The organism is Pseudoalteromonas sp. S3776, from assembly GCF_005886915.1.
Classification (GTDB): Bacteria; Pseudomonadota; Gammaproteobacteria; order Enterobacterales; family Alteromonadaceae; genus Pseudoalteromonas.
Map to the genome: position 1 here is coordinate 40,424 of NZ_PNCU01000010.1, position 16,256 is coordinate 56,679.

Below are 16,256 nucleotides of genomic sequence, written 5' to 3' on the forward strand. Positions count from 1 at the left end.
CTAAAACAAGCAAGTACCTTTGCTAAAAAAGGAATCACAATGGCCGAAGAAACAAGTTTAGAAATAGAAGAAACCGGTAAAAGCAAAAAAAAGCTGATCATAATCATAGTGGCAGTGCTGCTTGTTGTTGGCGGTGGTGCTGGCTATTTTTTTATGGCGGGCGATGATGCACCCGTTGAAACATTAGATGAAGAGACAACAACCGCAGCGCAAAGCGACTCGGCCGCTCCTTCTGGCTCTTCAGCTGAAATGGGCAGTGCGTTGTATGTTGCTATGCCAAGACCCTTCGTATTTAATGTACCTGGGTCAAGCAGAGATAGAATTGTACAAATTAAAGTGCAGTTACTTGTGCGCGGCGATGTAAATGAAGAAACCGCTAAAAAGCACATCCCTTTAATTGAAGGCACCTTATTAAGCGTGTTTTCAACCACCACCGCTGATGAGCTCAGCACAAGTGCTGGTAAAGAAACACTGCGCTTTACAGCGCTTGAAAAAGTGCAAGCCGCACTGAATGATGTTGAAGGCACGAAAGTAATTGAGCGGGTATTATTTACCGGCTTTGTGATGCAATAAGGGGCTAGCGTGAGCGATTTATTATCCCAAGACGAAATTGATGCACTCTTACACGGCGTTGATGAAGTCGAAGAGGAAGATATACACGAAGGTGAAGACAGCGAAGGCAGTACACTACAGTACGACTTTTCTTCGCAAGATCGGATCGTGCGTGGTCGCATGCCGACCCTGGAAATTGTTAACGAGCGGTTTGCTCGTCATATGCGAATAAGCTTATTTAACATGATGCGCCGCACCGCAGAGGTGTCGATTAATGGCGTACAAATGATTAAATTTGGCGAATATATTCATACCTTATTTGTGCCAACAAGTTTAAATATGGTGCGTTTTAGACCGCTAAAAGGCACTGGCCTCATTACCATGGAAGCACGACTTGTGTTTATCTTGGTAGATAACTTTTTTGGTGGTGATGGACGTTACCATGCAAAAATTGAAGGCCGCGAATTTACCCCTACCGAACGCCGAATTGTGCAAATGCTACTAAAAATTATCTTTGAAGATTACAAAGAAGCATGGGCGCCAGTTATGGACGTATCGTTTGAATACCTCGATTCTGAAGTAAACCCAGCAATGGCTAATATTGTGAGCCCTACTGAGGTTGTGGTTATTAGCTCTTTCCATATTGAATTAGATGGCGGTGGTGGCGATTTTCACATTGCACTACCGTACTCAATGCTTGAGCCAATTAGAGAGCTGCTTGATGCGGGTGTGCAATCGGATACAGAAGATACCGACTTGCGTTGGAGCAAAGCGTTACGCGATGAAATTATGGATGTTGAAGTTGATTTATCAACACAGCTTCTTGAGGTTGACTTGTCGCTCAAGCAGATAATGGAACTTAAAGCGGGCGATATTATTCCGGTAGAAATGCCAGAGCATATCACGGTATTTGTTGAAGAGTTACCTACATTTAGAGCTAAAATGGGTCGCTCTCGCGATAACGTTGCGCTGCAAATTAGTGAAAAAATTAAACGTCCTGATTCAGTTAAATCTGAGCTGCATGTATTTACCAAAGGCGGCAAGAAAATTGATTCAGATGCAGAATTAGCAGAACTAGAAGATGATCTACACCTTTCTGACGGTGTAGACTTAGACTGGTAATTGATTAAAAGGTTAAAAGTATGAGCGATGATCAAGACACAATGGACGAATGGGCAGCAGCCCTAGCTGAAGCCGAAGGCGGTGATGATGGCGCAGAGGCGCAAGTTGCCGAGCTTGATGAGTTAAGTGATGATAAACATGAACTTAGCGGCGACGAAAAACGCAAACTCGATACAATTTTAGATATTCCTGTAACAATTTCTATGGAAGTAGGGCGTTCTAAAATAAATATCCGTAATTTATTGCAGCTAAACCAAGGCTCTGTTGTTGAGCTTGACCGCGTAGCAGGTGAACCATTAGATGTACTGGTAAATGGTACGCTCATTGCCCATGGGGAAGTGGTTGTAGTAAACGATAAGTTTGGCATTCGTTTAACGGACGTTATTAGCCAGGTAGAGCGGATCAAAAAATTACGATGAATACACTTGTAGCTTTAACCAGCTCAGTATTTACCAAAGCAGACGCCGTAACGCCTACGGCCGATATTTTGTCTATGGTGCTGTCGTTGATAATGGTGCTAGTACTGATTGTGGTGCTGGCATTTTTTGTTAAAAAGCTCAATCCAAACTTAGCCAATAGCGACGAGTTTAAAGTAGTGCGAAGTTTACCACTTGGCTCGCGAGAGCGGTTAATGGTGGTTGAAATAGATAATGCACAGCATTTATTAGGGGTGACCCCACACAGCATTAACTACTTACATAAACTTGAAACGCCGTTAAGTGAAAAAGAATTGCCAGAACTTGCTAAGCGATTTAGCAAACTACTTAACCCGCAAACGAATCAAAATAAAAAGAATTAACCCTATGATAAAGTGGCTGCTGATTATTTTAGCTATGTTATTTGTACCTGCTGCAAGCAGTGCACAGGGCATAGACGCACTAACTATTACAACCAATGCCGACGGGACGCAAGATTACTCTGTAACCTTGCAAGTACTGGCTATTATGACGGCGCTGAGCTTTATTCCTGCCGCCATAATTATGATGACCTCGTTTACCCGTATTATTGTTGTACTGGCCATTTTGCGCCAAGCCATTGGTTTACAATCAACACCTTCAAACCAAGTTTTATTAGGGATGTCGCTATTTTTAAGTATTTTTATTATGGCGCCTATTTATCAGCAAGTTAATGAGCGCGCTATAGAACCCTACTTAAATGAGCAAGTTACTTCGGTACAAGCATTAGAGCTTGCAAAAGAGCCAATGAAAGCCTTTATGCTCTCGCAGGTGCGATTAAAAGACTTAGAAACGTTTGCCAAAATAGCAGGTTATGAGCAGCTTGACTCGCCAGAGGCTACGCCGCTAATTGTGTTAATACCTGCGTTTGTGACTAGTGAACTGCAAACTGCGTTTATTATTGGTTTTATGTTTTTTATCCCTTTTTTAATAGTCGATTTGGTGGTTGCCTCAGTATTAATGGCCATGGGTATGATGATGCTCTCGCCCATGATTGTGTCTTTACCTTTTAAAATAATGCTATTTGTACTGGTTGACGGCTGGAGCCTTGTAATGGGTACGCTCGCTAAAAGCTTTGGTTTAGGGACATAAACCATGTTTTACATTCGCACTTTTAAACATTAGGGGTACAACATGGAACCGGAAATTTTTGTTGATATTCTCAGTGATGCACTGTTTTTAGTGATTAAACTGGTTTCAGCTATTGTGGTACCTGGTTTACTTGTAGGGTTAGTGGTGGCGGTGTTTCAGGCGGCAACCTCCATTAACGAACAAACCTTAAGCTTTTTACCGCGTTTATTAATTACCATAGGGGCACTTATTGTTGGCGGACACTGGCTAACCCAAGAGCTAATGGACTTTTTTAACCGCCTAGTATTACTCATTCCTGAAATTGCAGGCTAACTGTGGAATTTCCTTTTTCTGTTGTTATTCAATGGTTAAGTGATTTCTTACTGCCTCTAGTTCGCATCAGCTCAATGATCATGATTATGGCGGGCTTAGGCGCACAAAACGTACCTACACGCATTAAGATGGGGTTAGCGGTAGTGGTTACGTTTTTAGTTGTGCCTGCGCTGCCCCCTGCAACATTTACTAACTTATTTTCTTTTGAAATGGTGCTGGTGGTCATTCAGCAAATGTTGATAGGTGTTGCGATAGGGTTCGCTTCTACACTTATGCTAAATACTTTTGTGCTTGCTGGACAAATACTAGCAATGCAAACCGGTTTGGGCTTTGCTTCCGTTATTGACCCCTCAAATGGTGCAAGTGTGCCCGCAGTTGGCCAGTTTTATTTAATTTTAGCGACCTTGTTATTTTTTGTTTTTAATGGTCATTTAATGATGATTCAAATGGTTGTACATAGCTTTGAAGTACTGCCAATAAACGGCGATTGGTGGGCTGTAGATCATTACTGGGACATAGTAACGTGGGGCAGCTGGATGTTTACCACAGCACTGGTATTGGCTTTAGCGCCTCTTACTGCCATGCTCATCATTAATATTTCATTTGGTATTATGACGCGTGCAGCACCGCAGTTAAATATTTTCTCAATAGGTTTCCCGTTCACATTAGTTGCCGGTTTGATGATTATTTGGGCCACCTTAGGCAATTTTGTTACCCAGTTTGAATTTCAGTGGTTAAAAATGATTGAGCTTATGTGCAGCCTAGTTGGCTGTACGGTGTAGGAGGGGCGATGGCTGAAGATTCAGGACAAGAAAAAACAGAAGAACCCACCTCCAAAAAGCTCGAAGACGCTAAAAAGAAAGGGCAAATAGCGCGTTCAAAAGAGCTAGGTACTATGTTTGTACTTATTTTTTCTGCCATTTCGTTATTGTTGTATGGCCCAGAAATAGGCAAAGGTTTGTACAATATTATGGGGAGAATGCTGTCTTTAAACCGCACTGAGACTTACGATACCACTAAAATGTTTGCGGTGTGGAGTGAGGTGGCCAGTGCGCTGCTGTTTCCTATGGCGATGTTTGTTTTAATTATTGTTATTGCGGCCTTTATTGGTAATACCTTACTCGGCGGCTTTAATTTTAGCTGGGAAGCTGCAGCACCTAAGCCTAGTAAAATGTCGCCAATGAAAGGCTTTAAACGCATGTTTGGCCCTCAAGCTGCCATAGAGCTGGTAAAATCCATATTAAAGTTTGCGCTGGTGGCTATTTTTGCGGTGTTTTTAATCCAAACTTTTTTTGATGAGATTTTACATTTAAGTATTGAAAGTGCACCGAGCAATATAATTCATGCCCTTGAAATACTCTCGTGGATGTTTTTAGGCTTGTCGTGCACTTTGGTGATTATTGCCGCAATAGATGCCCCTTATCAAAGTTATAACCACAACAAACAACTTAAAATGACCATGCAGGAGATCAAAGACGAGTACAAAAACTCAGAAGGTGATCCGCAAATTAAAGCGCGTATTAGGCAAACACAAAGGCAAATGTCGCAGCGAAGAATGATGCAAGATGTCCCCGATGCCGACGTAATTGTAACCAACCCTACCCACTATTCTGTAGCGCTAAAATACGATACTGAGCGTGCAGGTGCGCCGATTGTACTTGCCAAAGGGATAGATGAAATGGCTATGCAAATTCGTAAAATAGCCAAAGGTAACGAAGTACCGATTGTAGAATCTCCAATGCTTACGCGGGCACTTTACCATACCGCGGAAGTAGGCCAGCAAATACCTGATCAATTATTTACGGCGGTAGCACAGGTTTTAGCTTATGTATTTCAGCTTAAACGCTTTAAAAAAGGACGTGGTAAACGACCTATTCCGCTTAAGTCTAAACTGCCTATACCTGATGACTTCAAATACGATTAGAGTGTGTTGAGCTAACTACACTTTAAGGGGGCGCCTCGGTAAATACCAACACGCCACTGCAAATTCAAACCAAAATGCCAATACAATCTTGTCTCTAACCAGCTTTAAAATTTGCATCAATAATCAATGAATCTATTGCGGGCTCTATACTTGGAATAGTTATTGCAAATTCAGGCCAGTGTCAATTTATTGAATTGTAGAGTTATGGATTTTAAAGCGGTATTACAACAACTTAACAAAGACAAAAAAGAGTATGCCAAAGGCGTAGGCACACCGCTTTTAGTACTTGCAGCGCTGGGTATGGTTATTTTACCGCTGCCACCATTTCTTCTTGATATCTTATTTTCATTTAATATTGCTCTTGCTTTGGTTGTTTTATTGGTGACAGTTTACACCATGAAACCGCTCGAATTTGGCATGTTTCCCGCGGTATTGTTAATCGCTACTATAATGCGTTTAGCCCTCAACGTTGCCAGTACGCGAGTTGTACTTCTTGAGGGGCATAACGGGGGGGATGCCGCTGGTAAAGTAATTGAAGCATTTGGCTCAGTGGTAATTGGCGGGAACTACGCGGTTGGTTTAGTGGTGTTTTTAATTCTTATCATCATAAACTTTGTTGTAATAACCAAAGGTGCTGGGCGTATCTCGGAAGTATCAGCTCGTTTCACGCTAGATGCTATGCCGGGTAAACAAATGGCGATAGATGCCGACTTAAACGCTGGCTTTATTAGTGCAGAGCAAGCACGTGAGCGCCGTAGCGAAGTAACCCGAGAAGCTGACTTTTATGGCTCTATGGATGGGGCGAGCAAGTTTGTAAAAGGCGATGCCATTGCCGGTATCGTGATATTAATTATTAATATTGTTGGCGGTTTATTTGTGGGCATGATACAGCATGACTTGAGCTTTAGCCGCGCAATGGAGGTGTATACTTTACTTACCATAGGTGACGGCCTTGTTGCGCAGCTTCCTTCATTACTGCTCTCTATTGGTACAGCTATTGTTGTTACCCGCCAAAACGAATCGCATAACATGGGTGAACAATTTAAAACCCAGTTAGGTAACGAAAAATCTTTATTTATTGCCTCAGGCATTTTGATCATTATGGGTTTAGTCCCGGGTATGCCTCACATTGCCTTTTTAAGTTTAGGGGCATTACTTGGCTACTTAGCTTACTTTACGCAACAGCAAAAACTAAAAGCCGCCGCGTTAGCAGAGCAAGAAGCACAAAGTGGTGCTGCACCTGGTACTGGTGTAGCGAATAAACAAGAACAAAAAGAGCTTGGCTGGGACGATGTACAACAAATAGATGTAATAGGTTTAGAAGTTGGTTACAGACTTATCCCACTGGTTGATCAATCTCAAGGTGGTGAGCTGCTCAACCGCATTAAAGGGGTGCGTAAAAAGTTATCTCAAGAGCTTGGTTTTTTGGTGCCACCTGTGCATATACGCGATAACCTAGAATTAGACCCTAATGCATACCGCATCACCATGATGGGTGTTTCAAGTGGTGAAGGCGAACTAAAACATGGCGATGAACTGGCCATCAACCCTGGACAAGTCTTTGGTCCTATTAAAGGGGTCGAAACCAAAGACCCTGCGTTTGGCTTAGATGCGGTATGGATAAAGCCAGATCAAAAAGACGAAGCACAATCACTTGGTTATACCGTGGTTGACTCAGCCACTGTAGTAGCCACTCACATTAGCCAATTACTAACAAACAGTGCTGCATTATTGCTAGGCCATGAGGAGGTTCAAAACCTACTTGATATGCTAGCTAAAAGTCATCCACGTTTAGTCGAAGGCCTAGTGCCAGAAGTGCTACCACTGACAACCGTTGTAAAAGTGCTGCAGAATTTATTAAACGAAGGTGTGGCTATTCGTGATATGCGCTCTATTGTTCAAACCCTTGTAGAGTACGGCCCACGTAGCCAAGATGCAGATGTATTAACCGCTGCAGTGCGTATTTCGCTGCGCCGTTTAATCGTACAAGACGCTGTGGGCATGTCATCAGAAATCCCTGTCATAACCTTGGCGCCTGAGTTGGAACAGATGTTGCATCAGTCATTACAAAATGCTGGCGACGAAGGTGCCGGAATAGAACCAAGCCTTGCTGAGCGACTTCAAACATCATTAAACGAAGCGCATCAGAATCAAGAAATGGCCGGAGAACCTTCAATATTGCTAACGTCAGGAATGTTACGCACTGTGTTATCTCGTTTTGTTAAGTACACCATACCGGGTTTAAGGGTGATGTCTTATCAAGAGGTACCAGATGAAAGACAGATCAAGATTGTCAGCTCAGTAGGCCAACAATAAAGATTTTAACAGGGGTTGAACCATGAAGATTAAACGTTTTTTTGCTAAAGATATGCGCACCGCACTGAAAGAAGTTAAAGATGAGTTAGGTGTTGATGCCGTTATTATGTCGAACAAAAAACTCGCTAATGGTGTAGAAATTGTTGCCGCAGTAGATTATGACAAAGCAGCCCCTAAAGCCGCAGCGCAACCACAGGCAGCGCCAGCTCCTCAAAGAGCTGTTCAACAAAACGCTCATAACTTTGTAAAGCCAGAGCCGCAGCGTGCGCAACCTGAGCCACAAGCAGCAGTCGCCGATAGCTTACAAGCATTATTGGAGCGTCAGTCGCCGCGTCCTCGCTCTCCTGAACTTGCTTCTATGTTTTCGCAATCAGGTATTGATACATCTGAGCATTATCAAGAGCCTGCACAGCCACGTACTACAAATATGTTTGCACGCGAAAATGAAGCGCCAAAACGCATGCAAACCCAAGCTGACAGCTTAGGCTTTGATGACCTAGATCAAGATTTTGACGAGCTAGATACGCCGGTTGCACCGCGTAGCCAAGCTAATAATAACGAAAGCGCTCAAATGAGCGCAATGCGTGATGAAATGAACGCAATTCGCCAGTTACTAGAGCACCAAGTATCGGGTTTAATGCAGCAAGATATGGCGCGTCGCGACCCAACACGTGCATGCATGATTGATCGGTTAGTTGGCATGGGGATAGATAAAGACGTTGCAGAGCAAATGGCGTGTTTTATTCCTGATGACGTATCGCGCCAGCAAGGTTGGAAGGCATTATTACAAATGGTTGAAGATCAAATGCAGACCACCAATAATGAAATTCTTCGCCAAGGTGGTGTGTACGCACTTGTAGGGCCTACTGGTGTAGGTAAAACAACCACAGTTGCTAAACTTGCAGCATTAGGGGCACAAAAATATGGCGCCGACAAAGTCGCCCTTATAACGACAGATACTTACAGAATAGGTGCTTATGAGCAGCTTGCTACGTATGGCCGTATTATTGGTTGTGGTGTTAAACAAGTAAAAGATGCCAATGAATTAGCTGAAGTTTTATATCATTTACGTAATAAGCGTCTAGTATTAATTGATACAGCGGGTATGAGTCAACGTGATTTACGCTTAACTGAACAGCTAAACACCTTAATGCGTAACCAACGAGTAGATATACGTAGTTATTTAGTATTAAGTGCTACTGCACAAATAAATGTTCTACAAGAAACGGTGAGACATTTTAAAAAGGTTCAGCTAAGCGGTTGTATTTTCACTAAGTTAGATGAATCATTAAGTTTAGGTGAGATTATTAGTATAGCGATTCAAAATCGTCTTCCGATAGGGTATCTTACTAATGGTCAGCGTGTACCAGAAGATATTCGCGTTGCAAATGCTGAAAAACTAGTAAAAAAAGCTGAGCAATTGTATTTAAAAAGAGCAAAAGCACAACATTCAAGGCACCAAGCGGTGGCGCCAAGCACAGTAGGGATGTATGATTAACACAGTATTAGATCAAGCAAGCGGCCTGCGCAAAATGAGTCAAAACAATAACAACGGCGTAAAAGTTATCGCTGTCACCGGCGGTAAAGGCGGGGTGGGTAAAACCAACGTCTCATTAAATACTGCGATTGCTTTAGGACAGCAGGGTAATCGTGTATTAGTATTAGATGCCGATTTAGGCCTAGCTAATTGTGATGTAATGCTAGGACTACGTGTTGAAAAAAACTTATCTCATGTCCTTTCGGGTGAGTGCGAACTTGATGAGATTTTAGTTGAAGGCCCAGGCGGCATTAAAATAGTGCCTGCTACATCCGGCTCGCAAAGTATGGTGGAGCTAACCCCTTCTGAGCATGCGGGCTTAATTCGTGCCTTTAGTGAGCTTAATACAGAATTTGATATTTTAATTGTAGATACCGCCGCCGGTATTTCTGACATGGTGCTGAGCTTTTCTCGTGCAGCCCAAGATGTAATGGTTGTTGTGTGCGACGAACCGACCTCTATTACTGATGCTTACGCGCTTATTAAAGTACTTAGCCGCGAGCATGGCGTTTATAAATTTAAGATTGTTGCTAACATGGTGCGCAGCATGCGTGAGGGCCAAGAACTTTTTGCCAAGCTGTCAAAAGTAACTGACCGTTTTTTAGATGTGTCAATGGAACTTGTTGCGACCATCCCATATGATGAAAATATGCGTAAATCTACGCGTAAGCAAAAAGTCATTGTCGATCTTTTCCCTAACTCACCAGCAGCAGTCGCGTTTAAAACATTAGCGACAAAAGCAGTAAAGTGGCCTATACCTAATCAACCTTCAGGGCATTTAGAATTTTTCATTGAGAAGCTAGTAAACGGCTGATTATGACAACTTCGGTGAAAAGAGCTATGGGATATCAATCAACACAAAATTTAAATGTGATTGTTGAAAAGCATGCGTCGCTTGTCAAAAAAGTGGCGTGTCATTTGATAGCTCGTCTTCCTCCTAGCGTTCAGCTCGATGATTTAATTCAATCAGGAATGATAGGCCTTATTGAGGCCTCAAAAAACTTTGATGCCAGTAAAGGAGCAAGCTTTGAAACGTTTGCGGGTATTCGCATTCGCGGCGCTATGCTCGATGAAATGCGCAGGGGTGACTGGGCTCCTCGCTCGGTGCACCGTAAAAGCAGATTAGTCGCCGAAACCATCACAGAATTAGAAAATAGCTTAAATAGAGAGCCAAAAGATACTGAAGTAGCTGAAAAACTTGATATTTCGCTAGAAGAATACCATCATATTTTAAATGATGTTAATTCCAGTAAAGTGCTAGGTATAGATGACCTTGGGGTAGATGAAGATGTTATTAGCCCTGCAGGTCAAGATTTAGCGCTAGACAAACCATTTAATAATGTTAAAAATGAACGGTTTAATAATTCATTGTTAGAGGCGATAAAGTCTTTACCAGAGCGTGATGCGATGGTGCTTTCTTTGTATTACAACGATGAAATGAATTTAAAAGAAATTGGGCATATACTCGATGTAAGTGAATCGCGTGTAAGTCAGATACATGGTCAGGCGATGATTAAGCTCAAAGCAAAAATCAATGACTGGATAAACTAGTAGTAAGTAAATTATAGGTTAAGACCTCACCGGAGGATGTTTTGGATAAAAACATGAAAATTCTTGTTGTTGATGATTTTTCTACAATGAGACGTATTATAAAAAATCTGTTGCGTGACCTAGGGTTCACGAATGTTCAAGAAGCTGATGATGGCTCTACAGCATTACCTATGTTGCAAAATCAGGTTTTTGACTTTGTAGTAACCGATTGGAATATGCCAGGGATGCAGGGTATTGACTTGCTACGAGCTATTCGAGCTGATGATAAATTAAAACATATTCCGGTTTTAATGGTGACAGCAGAAGCTAAAAAAGAACAAATAATAGCGGCAGCGCAAGCAGGTGTTAATGGTTACATTGTTAAGCCATTTACTGCAGGTACTTTGAAAACTAAATTAGAAAAAGTGTTTGAACGCTTAGGTTAATGAGAGGAGAGGCTTATGTCAGCACCAGCTGCGCCTCAAATTACTTTAGAACAAGCTCGTCAGCTCGTTGTTTTTTTAGAAAACGGTGAGCAAGATAAAGCTGACCAATTAATTTTAGATACTGCCTCTCAAGAGCAATCGCAGCTTTTTGCCGAAGTAGGTAAGTTAACGCGTCAGTTGCACGAAGCTCTTAAAAGCTTTGAACTTGATACGCGTTTAACCGATTTAACTACTGATGCAATTCCGGATGCAAAAAAACGCTTAAACTATGTCATGGAAATGACAGAAAATGCAGCTAACAAAACAATGGATGCGGTAGAAGCAAGCCTCCCTATTGCACAGCAGCTAGCAGATGAAATTGCACATATTAAGCCTACTTGGGATAGGCTTATGAACCGTGAAATTGAGCTGGGCGAGTTTAAAACTTTATGCCACAGCATCGATAAATTTATGAATAGCTCTCATCACAAAACTGATGAGTTGCAGACTTTAATGACCAATGTACTCATGGCGCAGGATTTTCAAGATTTGACCGGCCAGGTTATCCGCCGAGTAATAGAGTTAGTCAGAGAAGTTGAAGAGAGTCTAATTCACCTTTTAACAGCATTTGCCGCACAAGATGACAGCACTGTTGAAAGTAAAGAACAACAAGAAACAGAAGAACTGGTTGCCGCACAAACATTAGCAGGTCCTGAAGGCCCTATTATTGATAAAGAGTCGCGAAGTGATGTTGTATCTGATCAAGACGAGGTCGACGACCTATTATCAAGTTTGGGCTTCTAAGAGGAGAGTAACTGCATGAGCTTTGAAGTCGATGAAGATATTTTACAAGACTTTCTTGTAGAGGCTGGAGAAATCCTTGAGCTTTTATCTGAACAGTTAGTTGAGCTAGAAAATAACCCAGAAGATACTGAGTTACTAAATGCTATTTTTAGGGGCTTTCATACCGTAAAAGGGGGAGCTGGCTTTTTAGCTATGACTGAGCTTGTAGACGCTTGTCATGGTGCTGAAAATGTATTTGACCTCTTGCGCCAAGGGGTTAGAACCGTTAATTCAGAATTGATGGATGTGATTTTACAAGCACTAGATACCATTAACGAAATGTTTGCTACTATTCAAAACCGCGAACAGCCAGACCCAGCAGATCCTCAATTATTAGAAACCCTTCATAAACTTGGTCAACCGCCTTCGGATGACGAGCTTACAGAAACAGTCCCTGAAGTTGTTGTACAAGAACCCGCAGCACCTGTTAATGCACCTGATGAAGAAGACCCATTTGCATTTGATGAATTATTTGATGTAGCAGGTTCAAGCCCTTCAGCAGATAGCACGCAGATTGATGAAATTACAGAAGATGAATTTGAAAGCTTATTAGATGAGCTTCATGGTAAAGGCCAAAGCCCGGTATCGCAACCAAGTGCAAGTGCAGAGCCAGACCCAAGTTCAGACATTACTGATGATGAGTTTGACAGTTTGTTGGATGAATTACACGGTGTGGGTAGTTTTGGCCCTGTTGCTGGCAATACCTCAAGCAAAGAGCCGGAAGTTAAAGATACTACACCACCTCCAGTGTCTGTTACAAATGATACTGGCGATGATGAAATCAGTGATGATGAATTTGAAGCATTGCTTGATGAACTGCATGGCAAAGGCGGAGCACCAGAATCAAAAGAAGCTGAGACACCTGCACCGCAGCCACCTAAGGCAGCACCTGTCGCACAAACGCCAGCAAAACCAGAGCCAGCACCAGTTGCTAAGCAAGCACCTGCGGCAAAAGCAGCACCAGCCCCTAAAATGGTTGATAAGCCAGCAAGCAGCGCAACTCCTAAAAAAGCGACGCCTCCGCCTGCTGAAACCACGGTACGTGTTGATACTAAGCGTTTAGATCAAATAATGAATATGGTTGGCGAGCTGGTATTAGTACGAAATAGGCTAGTCAGTTTAGCGACCAATACAGACAGTGAAGCGATGGGCAAGGCGATATCAAATCTTGATGTAGTCACCGCTGATATTCAAGGTGCAGTAATGCAAACGCGAATGCAGCCCATCAAAAAGGTATTTGGTCGTTTTCCTCGCGTTGTGCGTGATTTAGCACGCAGCTTAAATAAAGAAATTAACTTACAGCTTGTAGGTGAAGAAACCGACTTAGACAAAAACTTAGTTGAGGCATTAGCCGATCCGTTAGTGCATTTAGTGCGCAACTCGGTAGATCATGGTATTGAAATGCCCGCAGCGCGTGAGGCTGCGGGTAAACCTAGAACAGGTAATGTTACTTTATCGGCTTCACAAGAAGGCGACCATATTTTGTTAACCATTAAAGATGATGGTGCAGGGATGGACGCTGAAAAGCTGAAAAAAATAGCGATTAGTAAAGGCGTTATTGACCATGATCAGGCAAGTCGTTTATCAGACACTGAAGCATATAACCTAATTTTTGCGCCTGGTTTTTCGACCAAAGAAGAAATATCTGATATTTCTGGTCGTGGTGTAGGCATGGATGTAGTAAAAACTAAAATCACCCAGCTTAATGGCTCTGTTAATATCCAGTCTGAATTGGGCGTAGGTACAATTTTAGAGATAAAAGTCCCCTTAACGTTAGCTATTTTGCCTACACTTATGGTGATTGTTGGTGAGCAAACATTTGCGTTACCGCTTGCTGGTGTGAGTGAAATATTCCACTTAGATCTAACAAAAACCAATGTGGTAGACGGTCAGCTTACAATTATTGTTCGTAAAAAAGCGATACCCCTTTTCTATTTAGAGCATTGGCTAGTTAAAGATGCTGATTGCTCTCAGCGAAAAGCACAAGGTCATGTGGTGATTGTACAAATAGGTACACAGCAGGTTGGCTTTGTGGTTGATTCATTAATTGGCCAAGAAGAAGTTGTTATTAAGCCTCTTGATGCGTTATTACAAGGTACGCCAGGAATGGCTGGTGCAACAATTACATCTGACGGTGGTATTGCACTGATTTTAGATGTACCTAACATGCTTAAGCATTACGCAGGATAAAATGTAGGCATACATGTTTATGCCTACACATAAATTAATAAGAGAGCGCAATGGCCGTAAAAGTTTTAGTTGTTGACGATTCCAGTTTTTTTCGCCGCCGTGTAAGCGAAATTCTTGAACAAGATAGCGGTATTGAAGTGATAGGTTTTGCTGTTAATGGTAGAGAAGCCGTAGACAAAACAGCACAGTTACGTCCGGATATGATCACCATGGATGTAGAGATGCCTGTGCTTGACGGTATTAGCGCTGTGAAAGAAATTATGGCAAGCAACCCCACGCCAATACTTATGTTTTCTTCCTTAACTCGCGATGGTGCTACAGCAACGTTAGATGCACTTGATGCCGGCGCAATGGATTTTTTACCGAAAAAGTTTGAGGACATTGCCAGAAATAACGAAGATGCAATCAAGCTATTGCAAACTAAAGTGAAGGAAATTGGTCGTAGGCGTGCACCTCGTCCAATAAGGCCGTTAACATCAAGTAAGCCAGCTGGTTCACCAACGAGCAAACTAGCGACAACAAGTTCATCAGTAAAACAACCCGATAGAAGCTTTCAACGTGCCGCCCCAGTGCAAGCAACAGCTACATCCAGTATGCCCACGCGTGCTAGTGGTAAACATTATCAAATAGTAGCTATTGGCACCTCAACCGGGGGGCCTGTTGCTTTACAAACTATATTAACCCAGCTACCTGCTAATTTTGCCCACCCTATTTTGTTAATTCAACACATGCCTGCAGCCTTTACGCCTGCGTTTGCGGCACGATTAAATAGCCTTTGCAAAATACGTGTAAAAGAAGCACAACAAGGTGACAGACTAGAAGCTGGCACAGCTTATTTAGCACCAGGCGGGCAGCAAATGATGGTTGAGGGGCGAAGTGGTAATAAAACACTGCGTGTGTTTGAAGATAACAGTGAGCGTATAAGCTACAAACCTAGTGTTGATGTGACGTTTGCAAGTGTTGCTAAAAGCTATCAAGGAGATGCACTTGCAATTGTTTTAACAGGCATGGGAGCCGATGGGCGCGATGGCGCTCGAATGCTTAAGCAAGCTGGCGCAACAATTTGGGCGCAAGATGAAAAAAGCTGTGTTGTATACGGTATGCCGCAAGCTATTGCAAACGCAGGGCTTGCCTCAGAACATTTAGCCCTTAACGATGTAGCAGCAAGAATCAAAAGAGAGACAGGCTGTGGATAAGCTTTCTGTTTTAGGATTAGTCATCGCCCTGGGCGCCATAGCGATTGGTTATGCTTTAGAGGGGGGCGTTGTCACTGCGTTATTTAACGGCCCTGCACTTATTATTGTGCTTGGCGGCACCTTAGGCGCCGTTATGTTACAAACGGCTACAAGTACCTTTAAAAAAACGCTAAGTATAAGCCATTGGGTGTTTTTTGCACCACAAGACAATATTGAACAAGCCATAGAACAAATTAAAACGTGGTCGCACAAAGCTCGCCAAGAAGGCTACTTAGCACTAGAAAAAGAGGCACTTAGTCATCCAGACCCTTATGCAGCTAAAGGGCTTAATTTACTTGTCGATGGGTGTTCGGAGCAAAAGCTTCGCGACACTTTAGAAATAGACTTAATGCTTGAACGTGACCGTTTACTTGAAGCAAGTAGAGTGTATGAAGCTATGGGGGGTTATAGCCCAACAATAGGTATTTTAGGGGCCGTACTAGGTCTTATTCAAGCTATGTCATTTATTACCGACCCTCAAAAGCTAGGTGCAGGGGTTGCGACCGCTTTTATTGCAACAATATATGGGGTGGGGTTAGCTAACTTATTATTTTTACCTATGGCCAATAAACTTAAACAGCGCGTAGAGCAAAAAATGCTTTACCATGAAATGATGGCCGAAGGGGTAATAGCGATAAGCCTTGGCGAAAGTCCTATTAACATAGAATTAAAGCTTGAAGCTTATCGCACAGAGCGCCCTAATGTCGTGGTAGAGTAACTTTT

At 42.5% G+C, this 16,256-nt stretch carries 17 protein-coding genes; all 17 read left to right on the top strand.

What is annotated here, in order from left to right:
* Positions 1-39: 39 nt before the first annotated feature.
* The 17 genes from fliL to CWC16_RS05695 all read left to right on the top strand — a co-directional run bounded on the left by fliL (position 40) and on the right by CWC16_RS05695 (position 16,251).
* Positions 40-573, top strand: a complete 534-nt coding sequence (gene fliL, locus CWC16_RS05615; RefSeq protein WP_055015924.1) for a flagellar basal body-associated protein FliL — start codon at positions 40-42, stop codon at positions 571-573.
* Positions 574-582: 9 nt separating this feature from the next.
* Positions 583-1,674 carry a flagellar motor switch protein FliM gene (gene fliM / locus CWC16_RS05620; protein WP_055015925.1) on the top strand — a complete coding sequence of 364 codons (1,092 nt, stop codon included), beginning with the start codon at positions 583-585 and terminating at the stop codon, positions 1,672-1,674.
* A gap of 20 nt (positions 1,675-1,694) precedes the next feature.
* A complete protein-coding gene (gene fliN, locus CWC16_RS05625; protein ID WP_055015926.1) occupies positions 1,695-2,093 on the top strand; it encodes a flagellar motor switch protein FliN in 399 nt (132 codons plus the stop codon).
* A complete protein-coding gene (gene fliO / locus CWC16_RS05630) occupies positions 2,090-2,473 on the top strand; it encodes a flagellar biosynthetic protein FliO (protein ID WP_138540821.1) in 384 nt (127 codons plus the stop codon). The genes fliN and fliO overlap by 4 nt, the downstream gene beginning before the upstream one ends.
* A gap of 4 nt (positions 2,474-2,477) precedes the next feature.
* Positions 2,478-3,221, top strand: a complete 744-nt coding sequence (fliP, locus tag CWC16_RS05635) for a flagellar type III secretion system pore protein FliP (RefSeq protein WP_055015928.1) — start codon at positions 2,478-2,480, stop codon at positions 3,219-3,221.
* A gap of 42 nt (positions 3,222-3,263) precedes the next feature.
* Positions 3,264-3,533 carry a flagellar biosynthesis protein FliQ gene (gene fliQ, locus CWC16_RS05640; RefSeq protein WP_055015929.1) on the top strand — a complete coding sequence of 90 codons (270 nt, stop codon included), beginning with the start codon at positions 3,264-3,266 and terminating at the stop codon, positions 3,531-3,533.
* Between the two features lie 2 nt (positions 3,534-3,535).
* Positions 3,536-4,315, top strand: a complete 780-nt coding sequence (gene fliR, locus CWC16_RS05645; RefSeq protein ID WP_055015930.1) for a flagellar biosynthetic protein FliR — start codon at positions 3,536-3,538, stop codon at positions 4,313-4,315.
* Positions 4,316-4,323: 8 nt separating this feature from the next.
* A complete protein-coding gene (gene flhB, locus CWC16_RS05650; protein WP_138540822.1) occupies positions 4,324-5,457 on the top strand; it encodes a flagellar biosynthesis protein FlhB in 1,134 nt (377 codons plus the stop codon).
* Positions 5,458-5,661: 204 nt separating this feature from the next.
* A complete protein-coding gene (flhA, locus tag CWC16_RS05655) occupies positions 5,662-7,773 on the top strand; it encodes a flagellar biosynthesis protein FlhA (protein WP_055015932.1) in 2,112 nt (703 codons plus the stop codon).
* A 22-nt stretch (positions 7,774-7,795) separates the two neighbouring features.
* Positions 7,796-9,271: a flagellar biosynthesis GTPase FlhF gene (gene flhF / locus CWC16_RS05660; protein ID WP_055018065.1), complete on the top strand. Its 1,476-nt coding sequence runs from the start codon at positions 7,796-7,798 to the stop codon at positions 9,269-9,271.
* Entirely contained in the window at positions 9,264-10,124 is an 861-nt protein-coding gene (locus CWC16_RS05665; protein ID WP_054983003.1) for a MinD/ParA family ATP-binding protein, read from the top strand. The genes flhF and CWC16_RS05665 overlap by 8 nt, the downstream gene beginning before the upstream one ends.
* Before the next feature lie 26 nt (positions 10,125-10,150).
* Positions 10,151-10,861 (top strand): RNA polymerase sigma factor FliA, encoded by a 711-nt coding sequence (locus CWC16_RS05670; RefSeq protein WP_055018085.1) that lies wholly within the window; start codon positions 10,151-10,153, stop codon positions 10,859-10,861.
* Between the two features lie 41 nt (positions 10,862-10,902).
* On the top strand, positions 10,903-11,286 hold the full coding sequence (gene cheY, locus CWC16_RS05675; protein ID WP_008132609.1) for a chemotaxis response regulator CheY: 384 nt from the start codon (positions 10,903-10,905) through the stop codon (positions 11,284-11,286).
* Between the two features lie 15 nt (positions 11,287-11,301).
* Positions 11,302-12,069, top strand: coding sequence for a protein phosphatase CheZ (locus CWC16_RS05680; RefSeq protein ID WP_138540823.1), 768 nt, complete (start codon positions 11,302-11,304; stop codon positions 12,067-12,069).
* Between the two features lie 15 nt (positions 12,070-12,084).
* Positions 12,085-14,298, top strand: a complete 2,214-nt coding sequence (locus CWC16_RS05685; RefSeq protein WP_138540824.1) for a chemotaxis protein CheA — start codon at positions 12,085-12,087, stop codon at positions 14,296-14,298.
* 50 nt (positions 14,299-14,348) lie between these two features.
* A complete protein-coding gene (locus CWC16_RS05690) occupies positions 14,349-15,494 on the top strand; it encodes a protein-glutamate methylesterase/protein-glutamine glutaminase (protein WP_138540825.1) in 1,146 nt (381 codons plus the stop codon).
* Positions 15,487-16,251 carry a flagellar motor protein gene (locus CWC16_RS05695; RefSeq protein WP_138540826.1) on the top strand — a complete coding sequence of 255 codons (765 nt, stop codon included), beginning with the start codon at positions 15,487-15,489 and terminating at the stop codon, positions 16,249-16,251. The genes CWC16_RS05690 and CWC16_RS05695 overlap by 8 nt, the downstream gene beginning before the upstream one ends.
* Positions 16,252-16,256 lie beyond the last annotated feature (5 nt).

Coding starts and splice junctions, on each gene's coding strand:
- CWC16_RS05670 (WP_055018085.1), top strand. CDS start 10,151: ATGGGATATCAATCAACACAAAATTTAAATGTGATTGTTGAAAAGCAT.
- CWC16_RS05665 (WP_054983003.1), top strand. CDS start 9,264: ATGATTAACACAGTATTAGATCAAGCAAGCGGCCTGCGCAAAATGAGT.
- fliQ (WP_055015929.1), top strand. CDS start 3,264: ATGGAACCGGAAATTTTTGTTGATATTCTCAGTGATGCACTGTTTTTA.
- fliL (WP_055015924.1), top strand. CDS start 40: ATGGCCGAAGAAACAAGTTTAGAAATAGAAGAAACCGGTAAAAGCAAA.
- fliO (WP_138540821.1), top strand. CDS start 2,090: ATGAATACACTTGTAGCTTTAACCAGCTCAGTATTTACCAAAGCAGAC.
- CWC16_RS05690 (WP_138540825.1), top strand. CDS start 14,349: ATGGCCGTAAAAGTTTTAGTTGTTGACGATTCCAGTTTTTTTCGCCGC.
- CWC16_RS05685 (WP_138540824.1), top strand. CDS start 12,085: ATGAGCTTTGAAGTCGATGAAGATATTTTACAAGACTTTCTTGTAGAG.
- flhB (WP_138540822.1), top strand. CDS start 4,324: ATGGCTGAAGATTCAGGACAAGAAAAAACAGAAGAACCCACCTCCAAA.
- flhA (WP_055015932.1), top strand. CDS start 5,662: ATGGATTTTAAAGCGGTATTACAACAACTTAACAAAGACAAAAAAGAG.
- CWC16_RS05680 (WP_138540823.1), top strand. CDS start 11,302: ATGTCAGCACCAGCTGCGCCTCAAATTACTTTAGAACAAGCTCGTCAG.
- fliP (WP_055015928.1), top strand. CDS start 2,478: ATGATAAAGTGGCTGCTGATTATTTTAGCTATGTTATTTGTACCTGCT.
- fliN (WP_055015926.1), top strand. CDS start 1,695: ATGAGCGATGATCAAGACACAATGGACGAATGGGCAGCAGCCCTAGCT.
- flhF (WP_055018065.1), top strand. CDS start 7,796: ATGAAGATTAAACGTTTTTTTGCTAAAGATATGCGCACCGCACTGAAA.